A 15,689-nucleotide genomic window follows, 5' to 3' on the forward strand; every position below is an offset into this window, starting at 1 on the left:
GACGAAAAAACTCCTTATTTATTTTTACGCCTTTTTCTCCTGTAGCATATACATAAGAAAAAGGAGGGATAAAGATGGGGATTGTTGAAACAGCTGAATGGCTACATTTATATTATGGGCGGCCAGAAAAACTTTGTGAGAAATTTACGAAGTATATTCCGTTGCCAAAAGAAAGGTTGTATCGCTTTTTAATTTCAAAAGGGATGTATCGCCCGATCATGCGCGGAGAAAAGGAAATTAAAGAATTAGAGGAAAAGGAAATTTGGAAAGAATTGAGCCTGGAGTATGATAAACTGAAAAACTGGTTAAAAGGTCCAGATGTCCCTGTCTTTATTTTATTATCAGATTCCTATAATCGAACTGTACAAGAAGAGTATAACGGTAGGGCTGGATTATCTATGCGTCATGTTATTTTCTTATTCGTATGTGGACGGAATTCGGTAGAAGAATTAAAAGTGTTATTAGCGCATGAATATCATCACATATGCAGGTTACATCAAATTGAGACGAAAGAAACAGAATATACATTACTTGATACGATGATTATGGAAGGGCTAGCTGAACAAGCAGTAACAGAAAGGTATACAGAAAAAAACAATGCACCGTGGACGGCGTATCTTTCAAAGGAAGAGGCTATTTATTATTGGAAAAATATTGTACATGAAAGAATAAGTATAAAACGAGGAACAAGGGAACATGACATCTTATTAAATGGCTTTCACTCTTATCCGAAGATGCTTGGCTATGCGCTTGGATTTCATATTGTCAAAGATTGTGTAACTTTGGAAGAAGAAGATACACTTTCTTTATTATCTATAGATGCAAAAGAAATATTGAATAAAGCAAGTACATTTCATATATAAAAAAACAGGATTTCTATTTCCTGTTTTTTTAATATTAATAGAAGAAAAAATAATAATTAGAATATATTTCCTAAAGTGGAATAAAGTTAAGCAAAAATGAACATAATGATTGGTACAAACAGTAGTGAAGTGAGGGGTAGTGAATGTTATATCTACATGATGTATGGGTAAATTGGTTTGAAGGTGAAGAAAATGGGTATAACGTTTGTCATTTTTACGAATGGCGGAAAGATGATACGATTGAGCTATTAGATCAAGTGCCATTATTAAAAGTAGATGCCACATTATATCATTACATCGAGAACGAATTGTTAGAGCTTCCGCAAAAAATGCTGGAAGACGTACATCATAAGGCTTATATTCGTAAAAATCATGAACGTTTGCAGCAAGAGTATTGCTTTGTTGTTACAGATGGAAAAGGAATTATTGCGATTGACACAATTGGCTACAATGTACCAATTCGCAAAAGCAGACTTATACCACGCCAAGAACAGATGGTATATGAGATGGTAGAAAACGTACAAGCAGAAAAGTATGAGTTCCAAGTAGAAGAAACAGAAAAAGAACATCACATTTTATCACCATCGCCTTTCATTATGAATGGCTTGACTCGTAAAGAAAGACAGCTAAAACAATTATTATTTATGGCGTTAGATCAATTACATACAACGAAAAATACAGCAGAAATTCGCTATTGGTTCACAGAGTGGGATCCATCAGCATATGGAATGGTTCAACATATGGAATTTGAAGATATTTGGGTTAAGCTGTATGATGAAGCGAAAACAGGCTGGTCTGATAAGCATGAACAATTATGCGAGCGTCTCGTAAAAGGACAGCCATTTTTTTGAAAAGTTATGGGAAATGGAAAATGAGCAAAAGGTAAATTAAAAAACCGCCAATTGGCGGTTTTTTAATTTTGTAGTAATCCAGCTCCAGCGGCAAGAATGTTCGGTGGCTTCGCGCCTTCCTGCGAGGCAAAAAGCGCCTCTGCGTCAGGAGCTCCATCCCCCTCACATTCTAAACGAGCTGCTTCCGCTTTATGTAGAAATCCAGCTCCGGCTCCTAGCCCTTCGCGTCTAAGAACCTTCCCCACGAGAAGGTAAAAAGCACCTTCTGTGGGAAAGAACCTTAGCCGTCAGGGCTAAGCAGTCGCCTCCGCTTTATATGTTACCTACGTTTTCTGCTTAGTCCCATTGCGTTTTCTACTTTGCGTAGTTGTTTGAATGCAACGCGGTTTGCTTTTTCTGCACCTTTGTCTAGAATTTCGTCTAGTTCTGGTGAGTTGATTAGTTCGTTATATTTGTCTTGGATTGGACGAATTGCTTCTACGACTACTTGCGCTAGGTCGCCTTTGAAGTCGCCGTATCCTTTTCCCTCGTACATTGCTTCAATTTCTTCAACTGTTTTTCTAGAGAATGAAGAGTAGATTGTTAATAAGTTAGAGATACCAGGTTTATTTTCTTTATCAAATTTCACAATACCTTCAGAGTCAGTAACAGCACTCTTAATTTTCTTTTCAATTGTTTTTGGTTCATCAAGCATACTGATCATTGATTTTGGATTCGGATCAGATTTACTCATTTTCTTCGTAGGTTCTGTTAATGACATAACGCGAGCGCCTACTTTTGGAATACGAATTTCAGGAATTGTGAACACTTCACGGAAGCGTTTGTTGAAACGCTCTGCTAGGTCGCGTGTTAATTCCATATGTTGCTTTTGGTCATCACCAACTGGTACGATTTCAGTGTTGTAAAGTAAAATATCAGCAGCCATTAATGGTGGATACGTAAGTAATCCAGCTGGAACTGAATCTCTACCCGAAGCTTTATCTTTATATTGCGTCATACGTTCTAATTCTCCAACGTAAGCAACAGATTGCATGATCCATCCTAATTGAGCGTGTGCTGGTACTTCTGATTGTACAAATAAAGTAGCTTTTTCAGGATCGATGCCGCATGCTACATAAAGTGCAGCAAGACTGCGGATGTTTTTACGAAGTCCGACGGGATCTTGAGGTACTGTAATCGCATGTTGGTTTACAATACAGAAATAACAGTCGTGTTCATTTTGAAGCTCTGTAAACTGCTTCATGGCGCCTAAATAGTTTCCAAGTGTAATCGTTCCACTTGGCTGAATACCAGAAAAGATAACTGACATAAGTAATTCCTCCTAAAATTGAATGCGTGATGGGGGGAAGAGAAGGCAAACAAAAAAGCCCATTCATCCCAAAAACTATAGGGACGAATGGACCGCGGTACCACCCTAATTATTTCACTACTGTGAAATCTCTCTAATCCATAATAACGTTAGGATATAACGCCAAAGCCTACTACTTTCGGTTCGGTTTGGTGCTCAAAAGCCCATTCCATACTGTACAATTACTTGTTCACACCAACCACAAGCTCTCTGAAATTGCCTCAATATGTACTCTTCTTTATCATCGCATACATATAAATTTATTTATTGTTACTTGAGCTCTTTTAATATGAAAGAACTAAAGTTTTATAACAAAATGTTTTGCTGATTATTATATCATATGGGATAGTGTTTGCAAACTACATCAAAATAGTAAAGCTAATGAGGGTCGAGAACAACCCAAGGAAGATACCTGTAATACAAATTGGATATGTCCATTTGAATGAATATGTTTTATAAATACGTTCTTTCTTATCTGTAGGTTCCTCGACTTCTTCAATTAAAGAGTCAATCTTTTTGTTCGTACCAAATACTCTTTGGAATGCGTAAATGGTTACATTGAAAAAACCATTTTGAAATATGTATAAAAAACCGCCGATAAGAATAAAAAACAGTGCAATATAAAACAAAATGTTGACAAAGTTCAACAAAAATTGAGATGAAATGAGGAATGCACCAATACTAGAAGCAATCATCGCTATAAAAATTAGTATACAAGTATGAAAAAAACTTTATTCAAAATATTCCCCTCCGTCAAAATATTACTAGAATTATTATACTATAAAAGCTATAATAAGTACTAGGATTAATTTTTTGAAAATTATACGCAATTAAAGGTCTGATTTTAAGATGATGGTAGCAATGTTAATGTATCCCTTTACGAAAAATTAAAAATATAAATATTTTATTAAAAATTTTAACAAAAAACAAAAAACTATATTCACAATTGTTATATTATATGTATAATGAAAATTGTAGAAACTTGGAGATTATTCTTTCAATTCTACTTTTTAACAAGTGAGGGTACAGGAAGTGCAATTAGGGGAGGCAACACAACATGAAGAAAAAGATACCGTTATTACTTGCATCAACTTTAACTGCAAGTATGTTGCTTAGCGCGTGTAGCTACCAAAAAGATGACGCAAAAGCAAAAGGGAAAGAGAACGCTACGAGTAGTAGTAACGGAAAACAGATTCTTAATTTAACAGAGTTATCTGAAATTCCGTCAATGGATGCATCATTAGCATCGGATTCTTCATCTTCTACAGCATTAAATAATACGATGGAAGGTTTATATCGTATTGGCAAAGATCAAAAGAGAATGCCTGGAGTTGCAGAAGATGTCGAAAAGCTAGATGATGGGAAGAAATACATATTTAAATTAAGAAGAGATGCGAAATGGTCGAATGGGGAACCTGTAACAGCTAAAGACTTTGTGTATTCATGGAAAAGAGCAGTAAATCCAGATACAAAAGCAACGTATTCATACATTATGTTCGATATTAAAAATGCAGAGAAAATTCATAAAAAAGAATTACCTGCTGACCAATTAGGTGTAAAAGCGATTGATGATTATACACTAGAAGTAGAATTAGACAATCCCGTTCCTTACTTTATCGATTTAACAGTTTATCCAGTATTTTACCCACTAAATGAAAACTTTGTAAAAGCACAAGGTGACAAATTTGGTTTAGAGGCAAATACAACATTATATAACGGTCCATTCGTTATGAGTGATTGGAAACATGAACAAAGTTTCCAATTCAAGAAGAATCCTTCATATTGGGATAATAAAACGGTTAAAATCGAAGAAATCAACTTTAATATTGTAAAAAATACAGCAACTGATGTAAATTTATATGAGACAAACGCGATTGATCGAGCGGCTTTAACGTCTGAATTTGTTGATAAGTTTAGAAAAAGCCCAGAGTTCCAAACAAGAAAAGAGGCAGGGGTTGCTTACTTAAGATTTAATCAAAGTAATCAGTACTTAAGTAATAAAAACTTAAGAAAAGCAATTTCAATGTCCTTTGACCGTGATAACATTGCAAAAGTTATTTTAAATAACGGCGCAATTGGAGCTTACGGATTTGTTGGAAAAGATTTCGCTGAAGGTCCAAATAAAAAAGATTTCCGAGCTGAAAATGGAAAGCTAGTTGAAACAAATCCAAAAGAAGCAAAAAAGCTTTGGGAAACAGCGAAGAAAGAGCTTGGAACTGATAAAATCGAACTAGAATTCTTAAACTTTGATAATGAAGATGCTAAAAAAGTTGGGGAATTCTTAAAAGGTGAGATGGAAAAGAACTTACCAGGTTTATCAATTAAAATTAAACAGCAACCATTCGCAACAAAAAAATAAATTAGAAGATTCTCAGCAATATGATATTGCGTTTGGTATTTGGGGACCAGATTTCCCAGATCCAATCTCATATTTAGATATGTTTGTTACGAATGGTTCTCAAAATAAAACAGGGTATTCTAATCAGAAATATGATGAGTTAATCCTAAAAGCTAAAACAGATACAAAAGATTTACAAGCTCGCTGGGACAACCTTCTAGAAGTAGAGAAGATGTTAATTAAAGAGGATGCAGTTATCACTCCAATCTTCCAAAAAGGTTCAGCGTATGTAGTAAAAGGTGCCGTAAAAGATATTATCCCAATTAACTATGGTGGTAAATTAACTTACAAATGGGCATCTGTTGAACAAAAATAATCTTTTTTTTCCATCGTTTACAAGGGTATATGCCTATGATGGGCATATGCTCTTATTTTAAAAAAATAAAAGTAAGAATATTTTAAACTATCTTATTGCTTTTGAGAAAAACGGGGAGGTGCTTGACTATGGGACGTTATGTATTAAAACGTTTCGTGTACATGGCTTTGACATTATTTTTAATTACTACAATGACTTTCTTTTTGATGAAATTACTTCCGGGTTCTCCGCTTAAAAACCAGGAGAAGCTATCACCGGCACAAAAAGAAATCATTCTTGAAAAATACGGATTGAATGATCCGGTACCAGTTCAATATGCACGTTACTTAGGTAACTTAGCAAAAGGTGATTTAGGGGTATCATTCCAATATGATAACCGCCCAGTAACAGACATGATTGTGGATCGTATTGGACCATCAGCCCAATTAGGTTTACAAGCGATTATATTAGGAACATTTATCGGTTTAATTTTAGGTATTGTTGCCGCACTTCGTAATAATACGTGGGTAGATTATAGTGCAACAGTTATTTCGGTACTCGGAATGTCGGTACCATCATTCGTATTCGCCGCATTACTGCAATATTTCGTAGGGGTAAAACTAGGCTGGTTCCCAGTAGCATTCTGGAAAGGACCAGAGTTTACTGTAATGCCTACAATTGCATTATCGATGGGAGTTATCGCGACAATCGCACGTTTCTCTCGTGCAGAATTAATTGAAGTTATGCAAGCCGATTACATTTTAACAGCGAAAGCGAAAGGAATTAGCCAAGGCGTTATCATTGTCAAACATGCACTTCGTAACGCGTTAATTCCAGTTGTAACAATTTTAGGACCAATGGTTGCGGCATTAATTACAGGAACACTTGTTATCGAGCAAATTTATGCTGTACCAGGACTTGGGGAACAATTCGTTAAATCGATTACTTTAAATGACTATACAGTTATTATGGGAACTACGATTTTCTATAGTGCGATCTTCATTTTAGTTATTTTCATTGTCGATATTTTATACGGAATTATTGATCCTCGTATTCGTTTAGCGGGAGGGAAAAAATGATGAAAGATGTACAAAAATTATCTCCAGATTTATTTCAACAAGCCAATCAAAATAATGTTGATAATGAAGTCATTGCCCGTCCAAGCTTAACGTTTTGGCAAGATGTAAGAAGACGTTTATTCCAACATAAAGGTGCGATGCTTGGCCTTGTATTGTTAGTTATCATTGCGCTATTAGCGATTTTTGGACCGATGGTAAGTAAACACTCGTATAAAGAGCAAGATTTAGGTCGTGCGAAATTACCACCAAAAATTCCAGTTATTGAAAATGTTCATTGGTTACCATTTGACGGTACAGATCAATATGGTGTTGACCAATATGAAAAACGTGATATTAAAGAGTACTTCTGGTTTGGTACAGATGACCTTGGCCGTGACTTATGGACAAGAACATGGGAAGGTACACGCGTATCATTATATATCGCTCTTTTAGCGGCAGCAATTGACTTAGTAATTGGGGTTGCATACGGAGGTATTTCAGCATTCTACGGCGGTAGAGTAGATAACATTATGCAACGTATTATGGAGATTATTAACGGTATTCCATACTTAATCATCGTTATTTTAATGGTAATCATTATGGGATCTGGTATTTGGTCAATTACACTTGCGATGGCGATTACAGGTTGGATAGGGATGTCGCGTATTGTTCGTGGACAAATCTTAAAGTTAAAAAACCAAGAATATGTATTAGCATCTCGTACATTAGGTGCAACAAATACACAATTAATTGTGAAACATTTAATTCCAAACGTAATGGGACCTATTATCGTAATGACGATGTTTACAATTCCATCAGCGGTGTTTGGTGAAGCGTTCTTAAGTTTCATCGGTTTAGGAATTCAGCCACCATTTGCGTCACTAGGTTCTCTTGTAAATGATGGTTATAAATCTATTCAAACGTATCCGCATATGATGTTCATCCCTGCGGTTGTCATCAGTATATTAATTTTAGCGTTTAACTTAATGGCAGACGGATTACGCGACGCGTTAGATCCAAAAATGCGTAAGTAAAAGAGGGGAGAGGCAAAGATGAAAACATTGTTAGAGGTAAAAGATTTACAAGTCTCCTTTGATACACATGCAGGTGAAGTACAAGCTGTACGCGGCGTTACTTTTGATTTGAAAAAAGGAGAAACATTGGCGATTGTAGGAGAATCTGGTTCAGGGAAATCAGTTACTTCTAAAGCGTTAATGGGATTAATTCCGAATCCTCCTGGACGCATTAAAAATGGTGAAATCGTATTTGAAGGTCGTGACTTAACAAAATTAACAGAAAAAGAAATGCAGCAAGTACGCGGTAAAGATATTGCGATGATTTTCCAAGATCCAATGACATCATTAAACCCAACGATGACAATTGGAAATCAAATTATGGAAGGTCTAATTAAACACCAAGGGATGAGTAAAGCAGATGCACGTAAAGTTGCTTTAGAGTTAATTGACCTTGTAGGTATTCCAAATCCAGAAGCTCGTTTAAAACAATATCCTCACCAATTCTCAGGTGGTATGAGACAGCGTGTAGTTATTGCGATGGCGTTAGCTTGTAACCCGAAATTATTAATTGCCGATGAGCCGACAACAGCGCTAGACGTTACGATTCAGGCGCAAATTTTAGAACTTATGAAAGACATTCAGCAAAAAACAGAAGCAGCAATCATTTTCATTACGCATGACTTAGGTGTAGTAGCAAACGTTGCGGACCGAGTGGCAGTTATGTACGCTGGTAAAGTTGTTGAAATTGGAACTGTAGATGAAATTTTCTACAATCCGAAACATCCATATACTTGGGGTTTAATCGCATCTATGCCAAGTTTAGATGGTTCAGAAGAAGAGTTATATGCAATCCCTGGAACACCTCCAGATTTATTGAAGCCGCCAAAGGGAGATGCTTTTGCACCACGTAACCCACAGGCACTGAAAATTGATTTTGAAATGGACCCACCTTTATTTAAAGTAAGTGATACGCACTATGCGGCAACTTGGTTACTTCACGAGCAAGCTCCAGAAGTAAAACCGCCGGCAGTCGTTGAAAAACGCATTCTTCAAATGAAAGCAGGTGAACAACATGACTAAACAACGTGAGAAATTAATTGAAGTAAAAAATGTAAAGCAGCACTTCGACGTGAGTGGTGGTGTTGTCAAAGCGGTTAATGATATTTCATTTGATATTTACCGCGGAGAAACATTTGGTCTTGTAGGAGAATCAGGTTGTGGTAAATCGACAACTGGAAGAACGATTATTCGTTTATATGATGCAACTGCTGGTGAAGTGTTATTCGATGGTGAAAATGTACATGGTAAAAAATCACGCGCAGAGCTGAAGAAATTCAACCGTAAAATGCAAATGATTTTCCAAGATCCATATGCATCATTAAACCCTCGTATGACAGTAGGGGATATTATTGCAGAAGGTATCGATATTCACGGACTAGCGAAAAGTAAAAAAGAGCGCATGGACCGTGTTCATGAACTATTAAACACAGTTGGTTTAAATAAAGAGCACGCAAACCGTTTCCCACACGAATTCTCAGGTGGACAACGTCAGCGTATCGGTATCGCTCGAGCGCTTGCTGTAGACCCAGAATTTATCATTGCCGATGAGCCGATCTCAGCACTTGACGTATCGATTCAGGCGCAAGTTGTAAACTTACTGAAAAAGTTACAAAAAGAAAAAGGTTTAACATACTTATTCATCGCCCATGATTTATCAATGGTAAAATACATTAGTGACCGTATTGGTGTAATGTACCGTGGCCAAATCGTTGAGTTAACAACAAGTGATGAATTATATGCGAATCCAATTCATCCATATACGAAATCACTATTATCAGCGATTCCACTTCCAGATCCAGATTATGAGCGCAATCGTAAACGTATCGTATATGATCCATCACAGCATAATTATGGTAGTGAAGCACCAACAATGCGTGAAATTCGCCCAGGACATTTCGTACTATGTTCGGAAGCGGAGTACAAGAAATATAAAGAGATTTATCAATAAGAAAAAGAGCCATTCTTCTGTTATGGAAGGATGGCTCTTTTTCTACTATATAAAAGAATTGTATACATTTGTCGGTCAGTCGATATATTTAAAGAATCGCCGATATAAATCTCATGTATCATTAGTGATATCCATATGCAAAATTACTGAACTTGAACAGAAACATTCTCCTCTTGTTCTTCAGGTTTAACAAGCGCATAACGCTCCCATGCTCTACTTTTCCAGCGGAAGAACATAATAATGGCACGTGTCCATTCGTCGATGGCGATTGCTAGCCAAATACCAACGAGCCCCATATCTAAATGAAAGGCGAAAAAGTAACCTAGTGGTAAACTCATTAACACCATAGAGAATGCACCGATTAAAACAGGATATTTTGCATCACCAGCTGCACGAAGCGAATTAATGATGACGATGTTCATCGTACGTCCCGTTTCAAGTAGTACACTTAGTAAAAGAACACTTGCGCCTAACCCGATAATGTGCGGATTATCTGTAAACAGTCCCATTAATTGTGTACGGAATGTAATAACGAGAGCGACCATACATAAAGTTACACCAATTGCCCATTTTACACTTTTCCATAAGCGTTCGTATGCTTCATCTTTTTCGCCACCACCAACGAGGCGGCCAATAATAATGGCTGTTCCCATACCAATTGCAATTGCAAATAAATAAGTGAACATGGAAATGTTAGTAGCGTATTGTCTAGCAGCTAATGATTCCGTTCCTAAGTACGTTGCGTAATAAAGGAAGACGATTTGACAAGCTTGATACATCACTTGTTCAAATGCAGATGGAATGCCAATTTTTAAAATTTTCCCAATGTATTCTTTGGATAAAGTGAAGTAATATTGTAATTTCACACGATATTCCATAACGCGGTATAGTAACCAGAAGAAAACAATAAGTGCGATCAATCGACTGATAGCGGAAGAAATTGCAGCCCCTTGTACACCGAGCTCAGGGAAACCAAATTTCCCGAAAATGAGTACGTAGTTTCCAGCGATATGAATCATATTCATTCCGAGTGAAATAAACATCGCTTGCTTTGTAAAACCGTGTACACGGATAATTGCGGCTAATGAGTTAATAATAGCTTGTAGGAAGATGGCTCCTCCGACGATAGATAAGTAGTTTTGCGCATACGTTAGTACATCGCCTTGTAAGTTCATTGCGAGCATCATATGTTTCGAAAATAAAAGAAAACCAGCGCTTATAACGAGCCCAACTATTAAATTTAATGTGACGGCTAATGCTGATATTTTAGATGCTTCCATAAAGCGTTTGGAACCGAGGTATTGAGATACAACGATAGCAGCGCCGTTCCCGATGACTTCTAATACCAAAATCGCAATATGAAGATATTGATTCGCTGCACCAACCCCAGATACAGCATCGTCTGATAATGCACTTAACATGAAAGTATCAGCGATCCCCATTAACATAAAAAGAAAAACTTCTAGAAAAATAGGCCATGTTAATAAGAATAAACTTAATTTCTCAGTAGGCCCGTTTTTTGCCTGAATTGCTGCCATGTCCGTCCCCTCTTTACCGATATCTATTTTTAGCAAAATGTATCGTAACATACTTTCTTAACCTTTGCACTCATTTTAGCCTACATATTTTTATTATGAAGAGAGTGCTATTTTATGATAAAAACAAAAGGATAATTATACATAAAGTATTATGAGATATAAAATTCATTTTTCTCTGATAATTTAGAAAAATATAAAAAATATTATTTTTAACACTTTAGTATGAATAATCAGCAATATGAAACGTTTACAAAGGTATATTTTTTAACGAAAAATTTTAATGAAATAGAAATATAAATATACAAAAAATATATTTGTGTGTATAATATGAATTATTAGAACATATATATATTTCTTTTTGTTTGAAAATGAAAGGGTTAACATTTTTTTGGAGGGTGGAAGTATGAAAAAAAGATACCAGTTTTTGTAGCATCAACAGTAGCGATGAGCATGATGTTAGGGGCATGTAGCTATCAAAAAGATGAATCGCAAGCAAACGCTAAAGGGGATAGCGGAAAAAGCGGCGCGAAGCAAGTTATTAACTTAATTGAAACACAAGAAATTCCAACGATGGATCCAGCGTTATCAGCTGATGCAGTTTCTTCAAGAGTAATGACTAATACGATGGAAGGCTTATACAGTTTAGGAAAAGATGATAAGCTAGTTCCTGGTGTAGCGAAGGAATTCAAAAAATCAGAAGATGGTAAAAAATATACATTTAAATTACGTGAAGACGCAAAATGGTCAAATGGTGAGCCTGTGACGGCAAAAGATTTCGTATATGCATGGCAAAGAGCGATTAACCCAGATACAGCTGCGAAATCAGCGTACATTATGTATGATATAAAAAATGCAGAGAAAATTAATAAAAAAGAGATGAGTCCGGATCAATTAGGGGTAAAGGCGATTGATGATTATACATTAGAAGTGGAATTAGATAATTCAATTCCATACCTTGTAGATTTAATGGTATATCCAATCTTCTATCCTGTGAATGAAAAGTTTGTGAAAGAGCAAGGTACGAAGTTTGGTTTGGAAGCGAATACAACGCTTTATAACGGGCCATTTACATTAAGTGATTGGCAACATGAACGTAGCTTTAAAATGACAAAGAGCGCGTCATATTGGGACAATAAAGAAGTGAAGATTGAAGAAGTAAACTTTAATATTGTAAAAGATACATCTACGCCAATTAACTTATATGAAACAAATGCAATTGATCGAGCGTCGTTATTAGCGGAGTTTATTGATAAATATAAAGGAAAACCAGATTTCCAAACAGTAGAAGATACATCTGTATTCTTCCTTCGTTTAAATCAAAAAGATCCAGCTTTAGCAAATAAAAATATTCGTAAAGCAATTTCACTTGCTTTTGACCGTAAGCCATTCGTGGATACATTATTAAATAACGGTTCTAAGCCAGCGACAGGATTAATTCCTGATAACTTCATTAAAGGACCAGATAAAAAAGATTTCCGTGCTGTAAACGGGGATATTGTAAAACCAAACGTGAAAGAAGCGAAGAAATATTGGGAAGCTGGTAAAAAAGAACTTGGTAAAAATGAAATCGAATTAGAATTATTAAATGAAGATGTAGAGTTATCAAAGAAAACTGGTGAATATTTAAAAGGTGAATTAGAAAAGAATTTACCAGGTTTAACAGTAAAAATTAAACAACAACCATTCGCACAAAAACTAAAATTAGAAGATGCGGGCGATTATGTCATGTCATTCTCTGGATGGAGTGCGGACTTCCCAGATCCAATTACATATCTTGATATGTTTGTAACAGATGGGTCACAAAATAAGATGAAGTACTCTAATCCAAAATACGATGAAATCATTATGAAGGCGAAAAAAGATGGAAGCGATGTAAATGCTCGTTGGAAGAACTTATTAGAAGCAGAAAAAATGTTACTTGATGATGCTGCGATCGTTCCAGTATATCAACGTGGTAGAGCATATTTACAAAGAGATTCAATTAAAAATATGTATAACCATAAATATGGCGGCGATTTAAGCTTTAAATGGGCGTCAGTAGAGAAATAAGAAAAAAAGCAGGTGGTCACCTGCTTTTTTTAATACGTTCGTTTCTTATAAATGCCTTTTCCGCCAACTTGGTTCCAGCCAGATTGTACATCCAAACTTTTGTTAACAAACTTCATTTTTTCTTTTCCACCAAAGAGCTTTTCGCCGATGCTATTTGTAATGACACCAATCAATGCTGTTATTCCGATGATGAGGGCAGCAACCGTAATAAAATCAATAAAAAAAGCAATCATTTGAAAACTCCCCCTTTGCCTGTCTGTATGTTTATTGTATGAGATAAAAAATGAAAAAGAAAGAAATGTCAGAAAAATATTTAATTTACTTTAGAAATCATGTAGACAGGAGGGAGGATATTTGTTAAAATAAGAACAAATGTTCCTTTTTATTCTCATTTGTATAGTCTTACATTTCTTAATTGATTTATCAAGAAAAAGTAAGAAAACGTTCTCTTTTTCATAGGGAAGATTATAGATAAATAACTATATATTATATGAAAAATCTATGGGAAGTGAGTAGTAAAAGGGTTGAAAGTTATTGTTAAAGTACAGCTGAAATGAGCGTAATCATGTTACATAGCAGTGAAATACACGGGAGAGTTTTCTCAACTAGCAGGAAATTTACTGTATATTTCTTGCAAAATCTATTGTATAATGATTATAGAAGTTACTTATTAAAAGTAATTGTTGTTTATTATAAGTTGTTGCTTACATGAAATGTGATTTTTGTACTTTTCAATAAGACAAGTTATCACGAAAAATTGCTGAAGTTAGAAATTAAAACTGTATTTAGTACAGAATTTGTACTCTTTAAGGAGAGTGAGCTTTGTATGGTAACATTATATAGTTCTCCAAGCTGTACGTCTTGTAGAAAGGCGAAATTATGGCTAGAGGAAAATCATATTCCCTATACAGAACGTAATATTTTCTCAGATCCATTAACGATTGAGGAAATTAAAGAGATTTTACGTATGACAGAAAGCGGAACGGATGAGATTATTTCTACTCGTTCGAAAGTTTTCCAAGAATTGAATGTAAACTTAGAGTCTTTACCACTTCAAGATTTATATAAGATGATTCGTGACTATCCAGGGATTTTACGTCGTCCAATTATGATTGACGAGAAACGCCTTCAAGTTGGTTACAACGAAGACGAAATTCGTCGTTTCTTACCACGTACAGTAAGAACGTTCCAATTACGTGAAGCACAACGTCTTGTAAATTAATTATAATAATATGAAAACCTTCTACCTATTATATAGTAGAAGGTTTTTTTTAATGTTTCACATTGCGTAATCGAACTTGTTGTACAATAAAGCCGATGCATAAAATAGTGAAAATGAACAAATAAGGAATGCTTGCAGTGAAACTTGGATTGTTATGAAAAAAGGTTGCAAGTCTGTCTTCATGTGTAACCATTTTTCCTGCAGTATAGGCAAGAATTGCTGCACCGCAATAAATGAGGAATGGAAATCGCTCCATAAGTATTAAAATAAGTTTGCTGCCCCAAATAATAATCGGGATAGAAATGAGTAAGCCGATTATGACGAGTAAAAATCTCCCGTGAGCTGCACCTGCAATGGCAATAACATTATCAAACCCCATAACGAGATCCGCGAAAACAATTGTCCGCACAGCTTGAAATAAAGTTGTTTTTCCTTGAATAGAAGAAAGATCGTTGCTATTATCGGTTAATAAATTGACTGCAATTAATGTAAGTAAAACCCCGCCAATCAATTGTAGAAATGGAATGTCGAGTAAATAGACAGCTAGTATAGTAAGGACAATTCTTAGTACAATCGCTAAAAGAGTACCGATCAAAATAGCCTTATTTCGTTTCGATTCAGGTAAATTTCGGCTAGCTAGTGCGATGACGATTGCATTGTCACCACCTAATACAACATCGATACCGACAATCATTAGTACGGATGTTAAAAACTCTAAGTCCATTCGTCTGCCTCCATTTATGATGTTTTAATAAGCGAACTATATGTATGTGATGAAGAAAGTTGTTGTTAAATAATCTCTTCTAATAGAAGTTTCACTTTATTACAGTGTACGGGGGAATGTGGAAATGTATGTCCAAATTTTTTGTAAGTAAGAAATCGCTATAATAATATATTTACGTAGTTGATCGAGTAAAGATAGGCATATAACTATTTTTGTAAAATAAATCGATTTTATTTCCATTCTGGAGAATCTTATCATAAAATGAGAGTACAAGAATCTATTGATTTGTCATATGAGTGGGGAATCCCTTCATAACAAT

General features: G+C 35.5%; 13 protein-coding genes, 2 pseudogenes and 1 other annotated feature. Of the genes and pseudogenes, 9 read left to right on the forward strand and 6 right to left on the reverse strand.

What is annotated here, in order from left to right; translation table 11 throughout:
• Positions 1–74: 74 nt before the first annotated feature.
• Complete coding sequence (locus HMPREF1014_RS17870) at positions 75–863, forward strand: DUF2268 domain-containing putative Zn-dependent protease (RefSeq protein WP_000513274.1); 789 nt, start codon at positions 75–77, stop codon at positions 861–863.
• A 143-nt stretch (positions 864–1,006) separates the two neighbouring features.
• Positions 1,007–1,754, forward strand: a pseudogene (locus tag HMPREF1014_RS17875) (YjbA family protein).
• 22 nt (positions 1,755–1,776) lie between these two features.
• Here the strand turns inward: HMPREF1014_RS17875 and HMPREF1014_RS17880 are convergent.
• From HMPREF1014_RS17880 to HMPREF1014_RS17890, 3 genes are all read right to left on the reverse strand, one after another.
• Positions 1,777–1,959, reverse strand: a complete 183-nt coding sequence (locus HMPREF1014_RS17880) for a hypothetical protein (protein WP_000521147.1) — start codon at positions 1,957–1,959, stop codon at positions 1,777–1,779.
• 74 nt (positions 1,960–2,033) lie between these two features.
• Positions 2,034–3,023 carry a tryptophan--tRNA ligase gene (gene trpS / locus HMPREF1014_RS17885; protein ID WP_000110987.1) on the reverse strand — a complete coding sequence of 330 codons (990 nt, stop codon included), beginning with the start codon at positions 3,021–3,023 and terminating at the stop codon, positions 2,034–2,036.
• Positions 3,024–3,099: 76 nt separating this feature from the next.
• Positions 3,100–3,316, reverse strand: a binding site (T-box leader).
• 105 nt (positions 3,317–3,421) lie between these two features.
• Entirely contained in the window at positions 3,422–3,757 is a 336-nt protein-coding gene (locus HMPREF1014_RS17890; protein WP_001999305.1) for a DUF3899 domain-containing protein, read from the reverse strand.
• 362 nt (positions 3,758–4,119) lie between these two features.
• Between HMPREF1014_RS17890 and HMPREF1014_RS17895 the strand changes: the two are divergent.
• The 5 genes and pseudogenes from HMPREF1014_RS17895 to HMPREF1014_RS17915 all read left to right on the forward strand — a co-directional run bounded on the left by HMPREF1014_RS17895 (position 4,120) and on the right by HMPREF1014_RS17915 (position 9,837).
• A pseudogene (locus HMPREF1014_RS17895) lies at positions 4,120–5,776 on the forward strand (peptide ABC transporter substrate-binding protein).
• 128 nt (positions 5,777–5,904) lie between these two features.
• Positions 5,905–6,834, forward strand: a complete 930-nt coding sequence (gene opp3b, locus HMPREF1014_RS17900; protein WP_000534172.1) for an oligopeptide ABC transporter permease — start codon at positions 5,905–5,907, stop codon at positions 6,832–6,834.
• A complete protein-coding gene (gene opp3C, locus HMPREF1014_RS17905; RefSeq protein ID WP_000974106.1) occupies positions 6,831–7,847 on the forward strand; it encodes an oligopeptide ABC transporter permease in 1,017 nt (338 codons plus the stop codon). Before opp3b ends, opp3C begins: the two co-directional genes overlap by 4 nt.
• An 18-nt stretch (positions 7,848–7,865) precedes the next feature.
• Positions 7,866–8,909, forward strand: coding sequence for an ABC transporter ATP-binding protein (locus HMPREF1014_RS17910; protein ID WP_000854346.1), 1,044 nt, complete (start codon positions 7,866–7,868; stop codon positions 8,907–8,909).
• Positions 8,902–9,837 carry an ABC transporter ATP-binding protein gene (locus HMPREF1014_RS17915; RefSeq protein WP_000166348.1) on the forward strand — a complete coding sequence of 312 codons (936 nt, stop codon included), beginning with the start codon at positions 8,902–8,904 and terminating at the stop codon, positions 9,835–9,837. The genes HMPREF1014_RS17910 and HMPREF1014_RS17915 overlap by 8 nt, the downstream gene beginning before the upstream one ends.
• A 143-nt stretch (positions 9,838–9,980) precedes the next feature.
• Here HMPREF1014_RS17915 and HMPREF1014_RS17920 read toward each other — a convergent pair whose 3' ends face one another.
• Complete coding sequence (locus tag HMPREF1014_RS17920; RefSeq protein ID WP_009327244.1) at positions 9,981–11,426, reverse strand: MATE family efflux transporter; 1,446 nt, start codon at positions 11,424–11,426, stop codon at positions 9,981–9,983.
• Positions 11,427–11,819: 393 nt separating this feature from the next.
• Between HMPREF1014_RS17920 and HMPREF1014_RS17925 the strand changes: the two genes are divergently transcribed.
• On the forward strand, positions 11,820–13,424 hold the full coding sequence (locus HMPREF1014_RS17925) for a peptide ABC transporter substrate-binding protein (RefSeq protein ID WP_050544207.1): 1,605 nt from the start codon (positions 11,820–11,822) through the stop codon (positions 13,422–13,424).
• A 29-nt stretch (positions 13,425–13,453) separates the two neighbouring features.
• On the opposite strand, the gene HMPREF1014_RS17930 is transcribed toward HMPREF1014_RS17925, so the two are convergent.
• Positions 13,454–13,657, reverse strand: coding sequence for a hypothetical protein (locus HMPREF1014_RS17930; protein WP_000559971.1), 204 nt, complete (start codon positions 13,655–13,657; stop codon positions 13,454–13,456).
• 593 nt (positions 13,658–14,250) lie between these two features.
• On the opposite strand from HMPREF1014_RS17930, the gene spx reads away from it, so the two are divergent.
• Positions 14,251–14,646, forward strand: a complete 396-nt coding sequence (gene spx / locus HMPREF1014_RS17940) for a transcriptional regulator Spx (protein ID WP_000258267.1) — start codon at positions 14,251–14,253, stop codon at positions 14,644–14,646.
• Positions 14,647–14,695: 49 nt separating this feature from the next.
• Here spx and HMPREF1014_RS17945 read toward each other — a convergent pair whose 3' ends face one another.
• The gene (locus HMPREF1014_RS17945; protein WP_000362615.1) at positions 14,696–15,370 is read right to left on the reverse strand and encodes a TerC family protein; all 675 of its coding nucleotides are present in this window, start codon (positions 15,368–15,370) and stop codon (positions 14,696–14,698) included.
• Positions 15,371–15,689: the final 319 nt, after the last annotated feature.

Source organism: Bacillus sp. 7_6_55CFAA_CT2, assembly GCF_000238655.1.
Taxonomy (GTDB): Bacteria; Bacillota; Bacilli; order Bacillales; family Bacillaceae_G; genus Bacillus_A; species Bacillus_A cereus.